At 74.8% G+C, this 16,095-nt stretch carries 17 protein-coding genes; 10 read left to right on the top strand and 7 right to left on the bottom strand.

What is annotated here, in order from left to right:
* Positions 1-46: 46 nt before the first annotated feature.
* Positions 47-1,120: a serine hydrolase gene (locus K353_RS13205; protein WP_158585401.1), complete on the bottom strand. Its 1,074-nt coding sequence runs from the start codon at positions 1,118-1,120 to the stop codon at positions 47-49.
* Between the two features lie 341 nt (positions 1,121-1,461).
* Here K353_RS13205 and nhaA point away from each other — a divergent pair, with 341 nt between their 5' ends.
* From nhaA to K353_RS13190, 3 genes are all read left to right on the top strand, one after another.
* A complete protein-coding gene (nhaA, locus tag K353_RS13200; RefSeq protein WP_111553779.1) occupies positions 1,462-2,754 on the top strand; it encodes a Na+/H+ antiporter NhaA in 1,293 nt (430 codons plus the stop codon).
* A 125-nt stretch (positions 2,755-2,879) separates the two neighbouring features.
* Complete coding sequence (locus K353_RS13195; protein ID WP_100837527.1) at positions 2,880-3,350, top strand: phage holin family protein; 471 nt, start codon at positions 2,880-2,882, stop codon at positions 3,348-3,350.
* A gap of 77 nt (positions 3,351-3,427) precedes the next feature.
* Positions 3,428-4,396: an alpha/beta fold hydrolase gene (locus K353_RS13190; protein ID WP_233533548.1), complete on the top strand. Its 969-nt coding sequence runs from the start codon at positions 3,428-3,430 to the stop codon at positions 4,394-4,396.
* Between the two features lie 410 nt (positions 4,397-4,806).
* On the opposite strand, the gene K353_RS13180 is transcribed toward K353_RS13190, so the two are convergent.
* Both K353_RS13180 and K353_RS13175 read right to left on the bottom strand, forming a co-directional pair.
* Entirely contained in the window at positions 4,807-5,505 is a 699-nt protein-coding gene (locus K353_RS13180; RefSeq protein WP_111553902.1) for a metal-dependent hydrolase, read from the bottom strand.
* A 129-nt stretch (positions 5,506-5,634) separates the two neighbouring features.
* Positions 5,635-6,819: a MarP family serine protease gene (locus K353_RS13175; RefSeq protein ID WP_111553777.1), complete on the bottom strand. Its 1,185-nt coding sequence runs from the start codon at positions 6,817-6,819 to the stop codon at positions 5,635-5,637.
* A 153-nt stretch (positions 6,820-6,972) separates the two neighbouring features.
* On the opposite strand from K353_RS13175, the gene K353_RS13170 reads away from it, so the two are divergent.
* Positions 6,973-7,764 carry a DUF4389 domain-containing protein gene (locus K353_RS13170; RefSeq protein ID WP_111553776.1) on the top strand — a complete coding sequence of 264 codons (792 nt, stop codon included), beginning with the start codon at positions 6,973-6,975 and terminating at the stop codon, positions 7,762-7,764.
* Positions 7,765-7,789: 25 nt separating this feature from the next.
* On the opposite strand, the gene K353_RS13165 is transcribed toward K353_RS13170, so the two are convergent.
* The 3 genes from K353_RS13165 to K353_RS34320 form a co-directional block, all read right to left on the bottom strand.
* A complete protein-coding gene (locus tag K353_RS13165) occupies positions 7,790-8,500 on the bottom strand; it encodes a CoA pyrophosphatase (protein WP_111553775.1) in 711 nt (236 codons plus the stop codon).
* Entirely contained in the window at positions 8,497-9,360 is an 864-nt protein-coding gene (gene nth / locus K353_RS13160; protein ID WP_233533547.1) for an endonuclease III, read from the bottom strand. Before nth ends, K353_RS13165 begins: the two co-directional genes overlap by 4 nt.
* A gap of 70 nt (positions 9,361-9,430) precedes the next feature.
* A complete protein-coding gene (locus tag K353_RS34320) occupies positions 9,431-9,577 on the bottom strand; it encodes a hypothetical protein (RefSeq protein ID WP_158585400.1) in 147 nt (48 codons plus the stop codon).
* 229 nt (positions 9,578-9,806) lie between these two features.
* On the opposite strand from K353_RS34320, the gene K353_RS13155 reads away from it, so the two are divergent.
* Entirely contained in the window at positions 9,807-10,250 is a 444-nt protein-coding gene (locus tag K353_RS13155) for an iron chaperone (protein ID WP_111553774.1), read from the top strand.
* A 51-nt stretch (positions 10,251-10,301) separates the two neighbouring features.
* On the opposite strand, the gene K353_RS13150 is transcribed toward K353_RS13155, so the two are convergent.
* Positions 10,302-11,210 carry a hypothetical protein gene (locus K353_RS13150; RefSeq protein ID WP_111553773.1) on the bottom strand — a complete coding sequence of 303 codons (909 nt, stop codon included), beginning with the start codon at positions 11,208-11,210 and terminating at the stop codon, positions 10,302-10,304.
* A gap of 136 nt (positions 11,211-11,346) precedes the next feature.
* Here K353_RS13150 and K353_RS13145 point away from each other — a divergent pair, with 136 nt between their 5' ends.
* The 5 genes from K353_RS13145 (at position 11,347) to K353_RS13120 (ending at position 16,086) form a co-directional block, all read left to right on the top strand.
* A complete protein-coding gene (locus K353_RS13145) occupies positions 11,347-11,556 on the top strand; it encodes a DUF4287 domain-containing protein (protein ID WP_111553772.1) in 210 nt (69 codons plus the stop codon).
* Positions 11,553-12,392 carry an alpha/beta fold hydrolase gene (locus K353_RS13140; RefSeq protein ID WP_233533546.1) on the top strand — a complete coding sequence of 280 codons (840 nt, stop codon included), beginning with the start codon at positions 11,553-11,555 and terminating at the stop codon, positions 12,390-12,392. The genes K353_RS13145 and K353_RS13140 overlap by 4 nt, the downstream gene beginning before the upstream one ends.
* A 252-nt stretch (positions 12,393-12,644) precedes the next feature.
* Positions 12,645-13,940, top strand: a complete 1,296-nt coding sequence (gene serS, locus K353_RS13135) for a serine--tRNA ligase (protein ID WP_111553771.1) — start codon at positions 12,645-12,647, stop codon at positions 13,938-13,940.
* 188 nt (positions 13,941-14,128) lie between these two features.
* On the top strand, positions 14,129-15,478 hold the full coding sequence (locus K353_RS13125; RefSeq protein ID WP_199528083.1) for a diacylglycerol kinase family protein: 1,350 nt from the start codon (positions 14,129-14,131) through the stop codon (positions 15,476-15,478).
* Positions 15,475-16,086: a phosphatase PAP2 family protein gene (locus K353_RS13120; protein WP_233533545.1), complete on the top strand. Its 612-nt coding sequence runs from the start codon at positions 15,475-15,477 to the stop codon at positions 16,084-16,086. Before K353_RS13125 ends, K353_RS13120 begins: the two co-directional genes overlap by 4 nt.
* Positions 16,087-16,095 lie beyond the last annotated feature (9 nt).

Raw genomic sequence — 16,095 nt, 5'->3', positions numbered from 1 at the left:
ATCGGGGCCCGGCCCGTCGGGCGACCGGGGCCGGTCGGCCCCGGGGTCAGACCGCCAGCGCCCGCAGCGTGTCGTACGCGGTCTGCGCGAACCGGCGGCGCCCGGTGGCCAGCGGGCCGGCCAGGGCGACCAGGCCGGTCTGCGCGGCCCGGTCGAAGCCGACGAAGGCGGTGCAGCGGCCGGTGGAGCCGTTGTGGAAGACCACCTCGGCGTCCTCGGCCGGGCGGTGGTGCCAGCTCAGGCAGATCCGCTGCCCGGAGCCGCGCCGGGAGACCCGTGGCAGGCACACCTCGCGCAGCGCGGTCCGCAGGCTCGCCGCCGCGCCGGTCCGCTCGGGGATCGGCACTGCGTCCACCGCCAGGTGGGCCTGGAGGTAGCGCAGCATGTCGTCGGCGGTGGAGCGCAGGGCCGCCGCGCCGGGCAGCGCCGGGATCTTGAACGAGGGGATCCAGCGGCCGCGCCGGTAGCCGGTGGTCTCGTCCCGGCCGGTGCCGCAGGAGGTGTCGAGCAGGCCGAGCGGTTCGCAGACCCGCCCGGTGAGCAGCTCCTGGTAGCGCTGCCCGGCGGCCCGCTCCAGCACCAGGCCGAGCAGCCCGGCGCCGAGACTGGAGTAGCGGACCCGGGTGCCGGGGGTGCCGCGCACCGGGGTGCGGGGCAGCGCCCGCAGCAGGTGGGCGGCGCTGAACGTGGCGTACGGGCTGGTGAACCAGCGGGGCACCGCGGCGGGGGCGAGGCCGACCGGCAGCCGGGGCAGTCCGGAGGTGTGGGTGGCCAGGTGCAGCAGGGTGATCGGGCGCTCGTGCGGGTAGCCGGGCAGAACCTCGGCGGGCAGGTAGCGGTCGATCGGGTCGTCGTAGCCGACTTCGCCGCGGGCGACCATGTCGGCGAGCAGCAGGCCGGTGAAGGTCTTGGTGACCGAGCCGAGCTCGAACCGGGTGTCGGCCCGGACGGGGCGCTCGCCGGCCCGGTCGGCGTAGCCGCGGCAGGCGACGGTGCGCTCGGTGCCGCGGATCACCGCGACGGCCATGCCGCCCTCGGGCGCGCCGGCGGCGAACAGCGGGCGCAGCAGGTGTTCCAGGTCCGGGTCGGCTAACGGAGGCTGGGCGGTGTCGGCGCCCACGGCTCCTCTCGCTTGGGGACCCACGGACTGCACCGGTATGGGTTCGGTCTCCTGACTGGGCATCGGCTCTCTCCATGACGGGGCGGGCCACCCGGACGGCGGCCCGCTTCTGCGGCCGACCCTAGGAACGCGGCGGGTGGTCCGCATCCGGACGAACCCATCCGGGTCGGCGCGCCGCGGGCCCTCGCCGGACCGGCATAAAGTGGGACGAACCGATGGCCCGCTTGTCACGCGTCGTAGGATGTCAAGAAAACGTCAGGATCCGAGGCGCGCCGGGAAGTCTGGTCGGCACCGCACCACCCGTGTGTCCGCATGCCGCCCGCCTCAGGAGGTCCCCCGCCGTGACCGGCCCGTCCGACGACCGCCGTCCGTTCCTCGGCCTGCTGTCCCTGCCCGAACGCCGCTACCTCGCCGACGCGCTGCGCACCGAGACGGTCGGCGGCGTGCTGCTGCTGGTGGCCGCGGCCTGCGCGCTGGTCTGGGCGAACGTCTGGCCGCACGGGTACGAGGCGGTGCTGGAGCACACCGTCGGGCCGAGCGGGCCGCTGCACCTGGACCTGCCGCTGGAGGCGTGGGCGCAGGACGGGCTGCTGACGGTCTTCTTCTTCGTGGCGGGCATCGAGCTGAAGCGCGAGTTCGTCGCCGGGGAGCTGCGCACGCCGAGCGCGGCGCTGCTGCCGGTGGTGGCGGCGGCGTCCGGGGTGCTGCTGCCGGCGCTGCTGTTCACGGTGGTCAACGTGGCCGCGCCGAACGGGCACCCGGCGGGCTGGGCGATCCCGACGGCCACCGACATCGCCTTCGCGCTGGGCGTGCTGGCGGTGGTGGGCAGTCACCTGCCTTCCGCGCTGCGGGCGTTCCTGCTGACCCTGGCGGTGGTGGACGACCTGATCGCGATCCTGATCATCGCGGTCTTCTACTCGTCCGGGATCGTGTTCTGGGCGCTGGGGGCGGCGCTGGCGGGCCTGGTGCTGTTCTGGTTCCTGCACCGGCGCGGGGTGCGCGGCTGGTGGCTGTACGTGCCGCTGGCGGTGGTGATCTGGGCGCTGATGCACGAGAGCGGGGTGCACGCGACGGTGGCGGGCGTGGCGATGGGCCTGCTGCTGCGCTGCCACCGCGAGGAGGGCGAGGAGCGGTCGCCGGGCGAGCGGATCGAGCACCTGGTGCGGCCGCTGTCGGCGGGGCTGGCGGTGCCGGTGTTCGCGCTGTTCGCGGCGGGCGTGCCGGTGTCGGGGAAGGTCCTGGGGGAGGTGTTCACCCAGCCGGCGCCGCTGGGCATCGTGATCGGCCTGCTGGTCGGCAAGTCGGTGGGCGTCTTCGGCGGCACCTGGCTGGCCGCCCGCTACACCCGGGCCGTCCTGAACCCCCGGCTGACCTGGTCCGACCTGGTCGCGCTGGCCACCGTCGCGGGCATCGGCTTCACGGTGTCGCTGCTGATCAGCGATCTGGCCTTCCCGGACGACCCGCACCTGGCCGAGCTGTGCAAGGAGGCCGTGCTGGTCGGTTCGCTGGTCTGCGCGGTGGTCGGCACCCTGCTGCTGAAGCGGCGCAACCGGTACTACCGGGAGCTGTGCTCGGACGAGGACCGGGACGAGGACGGCGACGGCATCCCCGATGTGTACCAACAGCAGGGGTGACACGCCGTCCGGCGGGTACCCGGAGTGGTGCCCGACTCGCCGGTAGGGGCATGATGCTGAGCTGACACACCCGTGTGTGACGCTCGCTCAGGACACCTCACCAGCCCGTTGAACGGAGACCGCCGATGGCCGCAGGAGCCGCCCCCCCGAACGGCCGCACCCCGCACGAGGGCGAGCGGACGATCGGCGAGCTGTTCGCCGACGCCAGCGCCGAGCTGTCCAGCCTGGTGCACGACGAGATCGCGCTGGCCAAGGCGGAGATCAAGGCCGACGTGGTGCGCGGCGGGATCGGCACCGCGGCCGGCGTGGTGGCGGGCGTGGTCGCGCTGGCCTCGATCCCGATGTTCTCCTTCGCCTTCGCCTGGGGCCTGCAGGCGCTGGGCATCACCACCGGCTGGTCGTTCGCCATCGTCGGCGGGGCGTACGTGCTGATCGCGCTGCTGCTGGCGTTCCTGATGGTCCGGTACTTCAAGAAGATCCGGAAGCCGGAGCGGACCATCGCGGGCGCCCAGGCCACCGCCGAGGTGCTGAAGAACGCCAAGCCCCGGCCGGCCACCAAGGAGGAGATCGACCGGGCGCTGGGCCGGATCCAGTGAGCACCGGCCGGTAACGGTTGCGCGCGGGCGCGGGCGCCGGGCGGGTGCGAGGGGTGCGGATGTGACAGGCTGCTGGTATGTCGTTGGACCAGAAGCCCGTGGATGAGTCCGCTCCCGTTCCCGTACCGCCGGTGCCCGGGGAGCCGTGGAGCGTGCGCCCGGCCGGGCCGTGGACGCACCGGGACGTGGCGGCGAACGGCGCGCGCTTCCACATCGCCGAGCTCGGCGAGGGCCCGCTGGTGCTGCTGGTGCACGGCTGGCCGGAGTACTGGTGGGCGTGGCGGCACCAGCTGACGGCGCTGGCCGCGGCGGGCTTCCGGGCGGTCGCGCTGGACCTGCGCGGCATGGGCGGCTCGGACCGCACCCCGCGCGGCTACGACCCCGGCAACCTGGCGCTGGACGTCACCGGCGTGATCCGCTCGCTCGGCGAGCGGCAGGCGCACCTGGTGGGGCACGCCACCGGCGGCACGCTGGCCTGGGTGGCGGCGGTGATGCGCCCCTCGGTGATCCGCAGCCTGACGGTGGTCTCGGCGGCGCACCCGCGGCACCTGCGCCGGGCGCTGCTGACCGACCGCAAGCAGATCGCCGCGTTCGAGCACGTGCTGGGCTTCCAGCGGCCGTGGATCCCGGAGCGCCGGCTGGTCGCGGACGACGGGGCGCTGGTCGGCGCGTACCTGCGGGACTGGACCGGGCCGAACATGCTGCCCGCGGAGGCGGTGGCGGCGTACCGCCGGGCGATTCAGGTGCCGAGCACCGCGCACTGCTCGATCGAGCCGTACCGCTGGCTGATGCGGTCGATGGCGCGGCCGGACGGCATCCAGTTCGCCCGCCGGATGAAGAAGCAGATCACCGCGCCGGTGCTGCACGTGCAGGGCGCCTCGGACCCGGTGCTGCTGTCGCGGACGGCGCTGGGGGCGGGCGAGTACGTGTCGGCGCCGTACCGGTGGCGGCTGCTGCCGGGGGTCGGGCACTTCCCGCACGAGGAGGTCCCGGAGGAGTTCACCGCGGAGCTGATCGAGTGGGTCCGCCGGCACGACGGGTCCTGAGCGGCGGCGGCCCAACCGGCCGCCGATCCGGCCCAGTTGGCGACGTTCATATGACAAGCGCATAGGCCAGTCGGCGGTCCCGGAGGCGGTTACTCCGGGCGGCCCAGGGGAATCCCTCCGGTATGACCTGGATGCCCGATCGAGAAGCCCAGCCGCGCCGAGGCCGCCGTGGCAGCAGCAGCTCGCAACAGCACGCCCCGCAGCCGGAGTGGCCCTACGAGTCCGCCGGGCGGACGCCACGCGGAGCGGGGTACCGGCTCGGCATTCCGAAGATCATCGGACGGCGCGCCCGCTGGGTCGGCGCCCGGCTCCGCCGGGAGGGGTGAACCGCCCCGAGCGCCCCGAGCGCCGCGAACGGCCGGGGCCGGCCCGGAGAACCCCTCCGGGCCGGCCCCGGCCGTTGCGCGCGCTCAGCTCAGCACGGTCGGCGAGATGGTGGTCGACCAGAGCAGCAGCGCGAACGTCGCCAGCGTCATCACCGGGACGAGCACCTTGGTCTCCACCTTGTTGCCGGTGCGCTTGATCAGCACCACCTCGTAGCGCACCTTGTGCGGCCACAGCAGCGGCGCGCCCTGCTTGGTCAGGCAGTCGCCGAGCAGGTGCGCCAGCGTGCCGAGGGCCACCGCGTACGGCAGCCAGCCCGGGGCGCTGGGCAGCCACTCGAGCATGCCGAAGGTGCCGAGCGCGGCCAGGCCCATCACGGTGATCCAGGACTGCGGGCCGTCGCCCGGCGGGTGCAGGTGCAGTGACTGGATCGCCATGGCGAGCAGGAAGAACGTCAGGCCGATGGTGAAGTTGCGGCCCAGGTAGGTGATCCCGGCCCAGCTGCCGCCGCCCATCAGCGCCACGAACAGCAGCGAGTGGGTGGCGTGCCGGTGGCCGCCGGAGACCAGCGCGACGAACCGGCACAGCAGCTTGGAGATCGGGCCGAGGAAGTTGGCGATGGTGCCGTCGTGGTGGTCCAGGTCCGGCAGGAGGGCCGCGCCCGCGCACAGCACGGTGCCCATCAGTACGTCGGCCGGCTGGAGGTGCATGTTCAGCACCGGCGGGAGGAACGGCGCGGTGGCCGCGAACAGCAGGGCGCCGCTGACCGCGTGCGAGTGACCCATCATGACGTGTGTCCGACCTCCCGTGGGCTCCCGTCCAAGGCGGCCCGGGATTGGACCGATCGGGTGAGCTGGGCCGACGCTACCAGGAGCGGCGGACGCACCGTCAGAGTGGTTTCGGCCCCGGAGCGGTCACAGCGCGCAGCCCTCGGTGCTGACCTTCCCGCTGGCGGTGGCGCCCTGCGTGACGTCGTCCCTCACCTCGGCGGCGGTCAGCACGTACCCGGTGTCGGAGCTGTCCAGCGACTTGGCGAACACCACCCCGTACACCTGGCCGTCCGGGGTGAGCAGCGGGCCGCCGCTGTTGCCCTGGCGGACCAGCGAGCGCACCGAGTAGACGTCCCGGACGACCTGGCCGCGGTGGTAGATGTCCGGGCCGTTGGCCTGGATCCGGCCGCGGATGCGGGCGGGCTGGACGTTGAACGAGCCGTTCTCGGGGAAGCCCGCGACGATCGCCGAGTCGTTGGAGCGGGCCTCGCCCGCGAAGGACAGCGGCGGAGCGTTCAGCTTCGGGACGTCCAGCACCGCGATGTCGCGCTGCCAGTCGTAGCGGACCACCGTCGCGTCGTACAGCTGGCCGGCGCCGCCGATCTGCACGGTCGGCTCGTCGACGCCGCCCACCACGTGGGCGTTGGTCATCACCCGGTGCGGGGCGAACACGAAACCGGAGCCCTCCAGCGTCTTGCCGCAGGAGGTGGCGGTGCCCAGCACCTTCACCAGCGAGCCCCTGGCCCGCAGCACGCCCGGGCTGTTGGCCAGCGCCGGGTCGGGCGGCTCGACCTCGGTGATCGGCTCCTGCTCGAACGGGTTGAACACCTGCGGGAAGCCGTTGCGGGCCAGGTCCTGGCTGAGGTCGGAGAACCAGTTCGGGGCGTCGCTGGGCAGCGCCCGCTGCACCGTGCCCAGCACCTTCGAACTGCGGACCTGCTTGGAGACGGTGGGCAGCGAGGTGCCCGCCAGCGCCGAGCCGATCAGCCAGGCCACCAGCAGCATGGACAGCACGTTGACCAGCGCGCCGCCGACCGCGTCCAGGGTCTTCACCTCGGCCCGGCCGATCCGGCCGCGCAGCTTCCACCCGAAGTGCGTGGTGACCGCCTGCCCGACCGCGGCCAGCACGATCACCACCACCACGGCCACCACCGAGGCGGTGGTGCCCGGCGAGAGGTGGCGCAGCAGCAGCGGAAGCAGCTGGACGGCGACCAGTCCGCCGCCCAGGAAGCCCAGCACCGACAGCGCGCCGACCACGAACCCCTGCCGATAGCCGGAGACGGCGAAGCCGAGCGCGGCGGCGATCAACAGCAGATCCAGGACGTTCACCCGAATACCCTCCCACGTCCCGCCGGGCGGGGGACACCGGTCCCCGGCCGTCGCCCGATCGGGTCAGTCCGGCGGGCAGCGCGGCCGGGACGGTTGGGACCGTCTGAGCATCCGACCTTCCGCGCAGCCGACCAGGGAACAGGGAGCCGCACCATGGAACAACCCAGCTGGGACGTGCCGGTCGTGGACCGCACCGAGTTCCAGCCCGCCCTGGACATCCCGCCGCCCGGGGCGCAGAACCGGCTCACCGTGCTGCTGCGCCTGCTGCTGCTGGTCCCGCAGTACGTGGTGCTGTGGCTGCTGTCGATCGTCGCCTTCGTGGTGGTGGTGATCGGCTGGTTCGGCGCGCTGTTCGCCGGGCGGCTGCCGCGGTTCGCCGTCGGCTGGCTGAGCGGGTACCTGGCGTACGACACCCGGGTCTACGCCTCGACGCTGCTGATCACCGACCGCTACCCGCCGTTCCGGTTCGACGCCCCCGACTACCCGGTCCGGATCGAACTGCGGGCCGGCGGGCCGCTGAACCGGCTCGCGGTGTTCTTCCGGCTGCTGCTGGCGATCCCCGCCGGGATCGTCCAGGGGCTGCTGCAGAGCGGCTGGTGGGCGGTGTCCTTCATCAGCTGGCTGGTGGTGCTGGTGCTCGGGCGGATGCCGCGGGCGCTGTTCGAGGCCACCGCCGCGGTGCTGCGCTACCGGATGCGGTTCGAGGCGTACCTGATGATGCTCACCGCGGCCTACCCCAAGGCCGTGTTCGGCGACCCGGCCGACTCCGAGCCGGTGCGCTCCGCGACCCGGCCGCTGGTGCTGACCGGGGCCGCGAAGGCGCTGCTGGTGATCTACCTGGTGCTCGGGGTGATCGGGTCGGCGGCGAGCTCGGTGACCAACGACTGGGACTCCTACGAGGACGACGGGGGCACGGTGTCGACCATGGCGCCGCTGCCGCGCTGAGGGGCGCCGCCCGGGGGATCGCCCCTCAGGGGTCCCGGCGCGGCCGGGACAGCGCCACGGCCTCGGCGGAGAGCTCCACGGTGCGCCGGGCGTCCCAGGGGCGCTCCAGGCCGCTGAAGTGCAGCACCCGGTCGATCACGCCCGCGGTGAACCCCCACACCAGGCGGCCGGCCACCTGGAAGGCGGGCCCGGTGAAGCCGGACGGGTGCCGCAGCCGGGCCCGGTTCGCCGGGTCGGTCAGCTCGGCCAGCGGCACCCGGAACACCGCGCCGGTCTCCGCCGGGTCGACCACGGCGACCGGCGACTCCTCCCGCCACCAGCCCAGCACCGGCGTCACCACGAAGCCGCTGACCGGGATGTACAGCGCGGGCAGCCGGGCGAACAGCTGCACGCCCGACGCGTCCAGGCCGGTCTCCTCGACCGCCTCGCGCAGCGCCGCCGCGAGCGGGCCGCCGCCCGCCGGGTCGCCGTCCTCCGGGTCCAGCGCGCCGCCCGGGAAGGACGGCTGCCCGGCGTGCGAGCGCAGGCTGCGGGCCCGCTCGATCAGCAGCAGGTCCGGCCCGGCCGGCCCCTCGCCGAACAGCATCAGTACCGCCGACGGGCGACCGCCCTCGGCGGGCGGCAGGAACCGGCTCAACTGCTCGGGCGCCGCCCGCTCGGCGGCCTCCCGCACCGGCAGCAGCCAGGCCGGCAGGCCGTCGCGGACCAGCGCGGGCGGGGTCGGGAACGCCGTCATGCCCGCCCCCGCGCGGCCGGCCGGGCCTCGGGGCCGGTGTCCGGCAGCGGGTGGCCGGCGGCGGCCTCGGCCCGGGCCGCGGCCTCGCCCGGGAAGTCCGCCGGGGGACGCAGGCGCTGGCCGGGCTGACCGGCCAGCTCGTACTTGAGCAGCTTGCGGGCCCGCTCCGGGTCGGTCTCCCCGATCCCGTACGACGGGCACAGCGGCGCGATCGGGCACGCCCCGCAGGCGGGCTTGCGGGCGTGGCAGACCCGGCGGCCGTGGAAGATCACCCGGTGCGAGAGCATCGTCCACTCCGACTTCGGGAAGATCGCCATCACGTCGGCCTCGACCTTCTCCGGCTCCTCCTCGGCCGTCCAGCCGAAGCGGCGCACCAGCCGTCCGAAGTGGGTGTCGACGGTGATGCCGGCCCCGCCGAACGCGTTCCCGATCACCACGTTGGCGGTCTTGCGGCCCACGCCCGGCAGCGTGACCAGGTCCTCCAGCGCGCGCGGCACCTCGCCGTCGAAGCGGTCGCGCAGCGCGATCGACAGGCCGATCAGCGACTTCGCCTTGGCCCGGAAGAAGCCCGTCGGCCGGACGATCTCCTCCAACTCCTCGGGGACCGCCGCCGCGAGGTCCTCCGGCGTCGGGTACTTCGCGAACAGCGCCGGGGTGGTCCGGTTCACCCGCAGGTCGGTGGTCTGCGCCGACAGCACGGTCGCCACCAGCAACTGGAACGGCCCGTCGAAGTCCAACTCCGGGTGCGCGTACGGGTACAGCTCCGCCAGCTCACGGTTGATCCTCCGGGCCCTGCGCACCATCCCGAGGTGCGTCTCGGGCTTCTTCCGCGGGGCCTTCGCGGCCTTGCTCTCTGCCATGCACGAAGGCTACGCCGAAGCGGCCGGGCCACGGCCGGGAATCGGCCGCACCCGGCCGCGGCGGGACCGGTCAGAGCAGGGCCGCGACGGCCTGTTGGGCGACCCCCGCGATGGCGAACAGGCCGGGGACGCCGCCACAGCGCTGGTGGAGCGACCGCATGACGGCCCGCAGGGTGGTCGGGTCCTCGCCGGCCCGGGGCAGGCGCTCCTCCACCACGACCAGCTCGTCCAGGCACGCCTGCGGGTCGGGCAGTTCGTCCCGGTGCCGCGTCAGGGCCTCGCGGAGTTCCCGGAGGCGGCGGCGGGCATCCTCGTACCTCTCCGTGTCGTCGATGGATTCCGCACAACCTGACGGGGCCGGAGCCGATCAGTTTCCGAGAAGCCCCGGCGGCCGTCCCGTCCCTACGATCGAGAGCGACGGAGAACGGGAAACGGGAGGACCGGCCATGGCGGAGAAGCACGAGGGTTTCACGGCGGACGAGCGCGCGGCGATGAAGGAGCGTGCCAAGGAGCTGAAGGCGGAGTCCAAGCGGGCGTCGGCGGCGGCGAAGGCAGCCGAGGCGGAGAAGGACCTGCTGGAGAAGATCGAGGAGATGCCGGAGGCGGACCGGGTGCTCGCCCGGCACTTCCACCGGATCGTCACCGAGGTCGCGCCGCAGCTGGCTCCGAAGACCTGGTACGGCATGCCCGCGTACAACAACGCGGACGGCAAGCCGGTGTGCTTCTTCCAGAGCGCCGCCAAGTTCAAGTCCCGCTACGCGATGATCGGCTTCAGCGACAACGCCAAACTGGACGACGGCGCGATGTGGCCGACCTACTTCGCGATCGCCGGGCTGGGCGAGGCGGAGGCGGCCCGGATCGGCGAGCTGGTCGAGCGCGCGGCCTCCTGACCGACCGGCGGCCGAACCGGCGGGCGGTCGGCGGGCGGCGGGTCCGTTCCGCTACCCCCGGTACGCGCGCAGGGTGCGCAGGGCGGCCAGGGTGACGCCCGGGCGGGCCTCGTTCTCGGTGGCGGCGGACCAGCGGGCCCAGGTGATCGGCCAGCCGCCGTCGGGGAGTTGGGCCGCGGCGAGGTGGTCGAGGCCGCGTTCGGTCTCGGCGTCGGTGAACCAGGCCCGGGCCAGGCTGTCCGGGGTGGGCGCGTAGTCGTGCGGGAGGTGGAACTCGCCGGGCGCGTAGCCGGGGGCGAGCCGGACCTGCTCGGGGCGGGCCGGGTCGAGCAGGACCAGCCGCTGCCGGCGCACCGCCTCGCCCAGCCGGGCGGCCTGTTCGGCGGCCCAGGCGCGGTCGGGGGCGGCGTCCAGGAAGCCGACGGCGGTGATCACCTCGTACGGGTGGGTCCGGTCGACCGCCTCGATCGCCCGGCGGCAGAAGTCCGCCGCGCCGGTCAGCCAGGGGTGGCGCAGCCCGGCCCGGAGCAGCGGGGCGGCGATCTGGCCGGTGGCGAGCAGGTCGGCGGGCGGGTCGTCGGCGACCGGCAGGAAGGGCGGGTGCGGGTAGCGGCGCAGGCTGGGCAGGACCGCTGGGACGCCGCCGTCCGGGGTGGTCGTCGTGGCGGCCCAGTCGCAGAGTTCGGTGCCGCGCGGACCGGCCAGGGCGTCCGCCTCGGCGAGGATCCGGGCCGCCGCGCCGGCGGCCAGCGGCTGGGCGGCGGGCCCGCGGACGTCGGGTTCCAGCCCGTACGCCCAGCCGCCGCCTGGCGCGCGGTAGGCGTCCAGGGCGGCGAGGACGCCCGCCGGGTCGGGGGCGTCGCCGAACAGGTGGGCGAAGCGCCGCTGTTCGAGGACCCGGCCGGCCGTCCACAGGTAGCCGGCCGCCCGGTCGATCGTGCCGTCGTCGATGCGTGCCATGGACCGACCGTACGGGGCGGGAGAAACTTCGGCGCGGACCGATGAGTTCCGCCGGTGCGCCCCGTCCACTCCGGTGACGGCAGCACGCGGCGTGCGGCGCGGCGAGCGCGGCACGCGGAACGGACGGAGCGACGGGATGAGCGTCAAGGGACCGGCCAGTTACTTCCCCTCCATCGAGCAGAAGTACGGGCGTCCGATCGCCGAGTGGCAGCGGTTGATCACCGACTCGCCGCTCACCAGGCACATGGAACTGGTGGCCTGGCTGAAGACCGAGTACGGGCTGGGCCACGGCCACGCCAACGCGCTGGTCGCGCACACCCTCGCCACCGCGGCAGGTGAGCGGTGAGCACCCGGCGGTCGGCCGGAACCGGCCGGGAGAAGGACGGCACGACCGCGTACGTGACCTCCGCCGACGGCACCCGGATCGCCCACCAGGCCGTGGGGGACGGCCCGGCGGTGGTCGTCGTGGACGGGGCGCTGTGCCACCGCGCGTTCGGGCCTTCGGACGGGATCGCGGCCGAACTCGCCCGGGAGCACCGGGTGTTCAGCTACGACCGGCGCGGGCGCGGGGAGAGCGGCGCGGGCGGGCCGTACGCCGTGCGGCGGGAGGTGGAGGACCTGGCGGCGGTCGTCGCCGCGGCGGGCGGCCGGGCGACGCTGCTGGGCCTGTCCTCCGGCGCGGCGCTCGCCCTGCGGGCGGCGGGGGCGGGCATCGGGGTGGAGCGGGTGGTGGCGTACGAGCCGCCGTTCAGCACCTCGCCGGAGCAGCTCGCCCGGTTCGCGGCGTACCGGGCGGGCGTCGAGGCGGACGTCACCGCGGGCCGGCCGGGCGACGCGGTGGCCCGGTTCATGGCTTTCGTCGGCTCCCCCGGGGAGCTGGTCGAGCAGCTGCGGCGGTCGCCGGCCTGGCCGGCCTTCGAGGCGGTGGCCCCGACCCTGGTCAACGACGCGGAGGTGCTGGACGGGACGGCGGGCGCGCCGGTGCCCGCCGGACTGCTGGCCGCGCTGCCGGTGCCGGTGCTGGTGGCCGACGGCGGGCTCAGCCCCGCGCTGCTGCGCGACGCCGCCGCCGCGACGGCCGCCGCCGCGGGCGCGGAGTACCGCACCCTGGCGGGGCAGACCCACGAGGTCGCGCCCGAGGCGCTGGGGGCGCTGGTGGCCGAGTTCATCGCCCGGGGCTGAGGCCGGGGGCGGGAGCGAGCCGCGAGCCGGGGCGGGTCCGGGGCCGGGCCGGGGTGCGGGGCGGCCACCGGCTCCGGGACGTCCTCGGGACCGCCCCCGCGCGGCGGGGCGGGCGTCGCCCGGGGCGGGTCCGAAAGGCGCTGTGACGGTTTCCCCGCCCCTGCTACGGTCGGGGCGAATCCACCCGCTCCACCCGCCGCACCACCCGCCGCAACCCCCGCAACCCCCGCAACCAGAGGAGAACCGACTCCGATGCATGATGCCCGCGTCCTGATCGACCTGGGGGACGAAGCCGTCCGGCTCCTGGCACGTCGCGGCTACCGGCTCGACCTGTCCGCGCTGGAGGCGCTGCAGTCCCGCCGCAACAGCGGCATCCAGGCCGGCGACGAGCTGCGGGCCCGCTCGAAGCAGGTCGCCCAGGAGGTGCAGCGCACCGCGAAGCAGGGCGGGGACGTCACCGGGCTGAAGGAGACCGCCCGCGCGCTGAAGGAGCAGGTGCAGCAGAACGAGGCGGAGCTGGAGCAGGTCCAGCAGGAGCTGACCGACCTGCTGCTGACCGTCCCCAACCTGCCCGACGACGAGGCCCCCGACGGCTTCTCCGACGAGGACGCCCGCGAGCTGCGCCGGGTCGGCGAGCCGCAGCGCTTCGACTTCGCGCCCAAGGACCACGTCGACCTCGGCGAGGCCATGGGCATCATGGACTTCGGCCGGGCCACCAAGCTGTCCGGCTCGCGCTTCAGCGTGCTGCGCGGGGCCGGTGCCGCCCTGGAGCGGGCGATCGTCGCCCTGCTGCTGGACGTGCACACCCGTCGGCACGGGTACGTCGAGCACGCGGTGCCGTACCTGGTCAACCGGCGCACCATGACCGGCACCGGGCAGCTGCCGAAGTTCGAGGAGGACCTGTTCCGGACCGGCGTCGCGGACCGGGACCTGTTCCTGATCCCGACCGCCGAGGTCCCGCTGACCAACCTGTACGCGGACGAGATCGTCCCGCCGGCCGACCTGCCGCTGGCGCTCACCGCGCACACCCCGTGCTTCCGCTCGGAGGCCGGCTCGTACGGGCGCGACACCCGCGGGCTGATCCGGCTGCACCAGTTCTCGAAGGTCGAGATGGTGCGGATCTGCGCCGCCGAGCAGGCCCGGGAGCAGATGCTGCTGATGGTCTCGCACGCCGAGTCCTGCCTCCAGGAGCTCGAACTCTCCTACCGCGTCGTCATGCTGGCGGCCGGTGACACCGGTTTCTCCGCGCGCCTGACGTACGACCTGGAGGTGTGGCTGCCCAGCCAGGACACCTACCGGGAGATCTCCTCGGTGTCGGACTTCGGCACCTTCCAGGGCCGCCGGGCCGGCATCCGCACCCGGGACGAGAAGGGGAAGCCGACACCGGCCGCCACCGTCAACGGCTCGGGCCTGCCGCTGGGCCGGACCATCGCGGCGGTGCTGGAGCAGCACCAGCAGGCCGACGGCTCGGTGCTGCTGCCGAAGGCGCTGCGCCCCTACCTGGGCTTCGCCCGGATCGCGGCGGACGGCACGCCCGTCGAGGAGTAGCAGCACCCCGGGGAACGGGGGAACGGGTGGCGCGCGGCGGACTGCCGCGCGCCACCCGTGTGTTCGGGTACACCCGTGCGTTCGGGTACACCCGTGCGTTCGGGTACACCCGTGCGGCGGCCGGCGGGTGCTGCCCAGGGATGCGGCGCGCCGGGCGGGGTAGCTGACGTGACGTTACCGTCGGTGGCATGGGAGAGGCGGCGAAGGTGGCGGGGCAGGCGAAGGCGGTGTGGCTGGCGCGGGCGGGGATCGGGTGCGGGCTGGCGGCGGTACTGCTGCTGGCCGCCGGGGCCGGGCTGCGCGGGGCGCTGGTGGTGGCGGTCGGGGCGGTCGCGCTGGCGCTGATGGCGGTCGGGGTGTGGTGGGCGCTGTCGCGGCGCGGGCCGCTGCGCTGGCTGGGGGTGCTGCTGGCGGTGGCGGCCCCGGTGGGCGCGGTGCTGCTGGTGGTGCTGACCGTGGGCGGCGGCAGCTGGCCGTGGGTGCTGGGCGCGGTGGCGCTGTGGGCGGTGGGCCTGCTGCTGTCCCGGGCGGCGCTGCGCTCGGCCCGGCACACGCGGGAGATGCCGGAGCGGGAGGTCGAGGCGCCGCGCAGGCCCGTGCTGATCATGAACCCGAAGTCCGGCGGCGGGAAGGTGGAGGAGTTCCACCTGGCGGAGCGGGCCCGGGAGCTGGGCGCGGAGGTCGTCCTGCTGGACCCGGAGGACCACCAGGACGTCACCGAGCTGGCCGAACGGGCCGTCGCGGACGGCGCCGACCTGCTGGGCGTGGCGGGCGGGGACGGCACCCAGGCGCTGGTCGCGCAGGTCGCGGCCCGGCACGAACTGCCGTTCCTGGTGATCTCCGCGGGCACCCGCAACCACTTCGCGCTGGACCTCGGCCTGGACCGCGACGACCCGGCGCGCTGCCTGGACGCGCTGACCGACGGCGTGGAGCTGCGGGTCGACCTCGGCGAGGTCGCGGGCCGGGCCTTCGTCAACAACGTCTCGTTCGGCACCTACGCGGAGATCGTGCAGAACCCCGAGTACCGGGACGCGAAGGCCGCCACCGTCCTGGCGATGCTGCCGGACCTGCTGGTCGGCTACACGGGCGCGAAGCTCGCCGCCGAGGCCGGCGGACAGCGGCTGGAGCGCCCGCAGGCCGTCCTGGTCAGCAACAACCCGTACGACGCGGGCAACCTGATCGACCCCGGGCGGCGCTCCCGGATGGACCGGGGCGCGCTGGGCGTGCTCGGCGTCAAGGTGGACGGCGCGGCCCAGGCCGCCGACCTGGCGCTGCGCGGTACGAACGCGGAGGGGGTGACGGTGCTGGTCGGCCGCGAGGTGCGGGTGACCGCGGACGTGCCGACCATCCCCGTCGCGGTGGACGGCGAGGCCCTGGAACTGGAGGTGCCGGTGCGCTGCGTGATCCGCCCCGGTGCGCTGCGGGTCCGGGTGCCGCGCGACCGGCCGGGCACGGCAGTCCCGGTACCGGCCTTGAAATGGAGCCGGCTGGCGCACCTCGCGTCGGGCCGGACGGATGCGAACGGTGGTGTGCAGTGAAGGCGTTGACGCAGTGGGTGCTGACGGGACAGCGCGTGGTGGCGGACTTCTCGGCGGTGGACGAGGCGGTGTACGTCGCGGTGGCGGCGACCCCGACGCCGACCCTGGACGAGCGGCTGCGGCAGCTGTCCACGGCGGCGAACCACTCCAAGATCTCGATCGCGGTGGCCTGCGGGATGGCCCTGGTGCCGGGGCGTCCGCGCCGGGCCGCGCTGGTCGGCCTCGGTTCGGTGGCGGCGGCCTCGGCGGCGGCGAACCTGCTCGGCAAGTCGCTGGCCCGGCGGCCGCGGCCCGACCGGGTCCGCGGGAAGGTCCCGGAGGCCCGGCACGTGCCGATGCCGGAGTCGGCGTCCTTCCCGTCCGGGCACACCGCCTCCGCGTTCGCCTTCGCCACCGGGGTCTCCTCCCAACTGCCCTGGGCGGCGGCGCCGCTCGGCCTGCTCGCCGCGACGGTCGGCTACTCCCGGGTGCACACGGGCGTCCACTACCCGGGTGACGTGATCGCGGGCGCCCTGCTGGGCACCGTCGCGGGCAGCCTGGTCGCGGGCCTCGACGGGTGGATCCCGGGGGCGTTCCGGCCCCGCGGGCAGGCGCAACCCCTCGGGTAGGCGCAACCC

This window comes from Kitasatospora sp. SolWspMP-SS2h (genome assembly GCF_003259315.1).
Lineage (GTDB): Bacteria > Actinomycetota > Actinomycetes > Streptomycetales > Streptomycetaceae > Kitasatospora > Kitasatospora fiedleri.
Note: the sequence above shows the minus strand (reverse complement) of the source record. Positions and strands in the feature narration are given on the sequence as shown.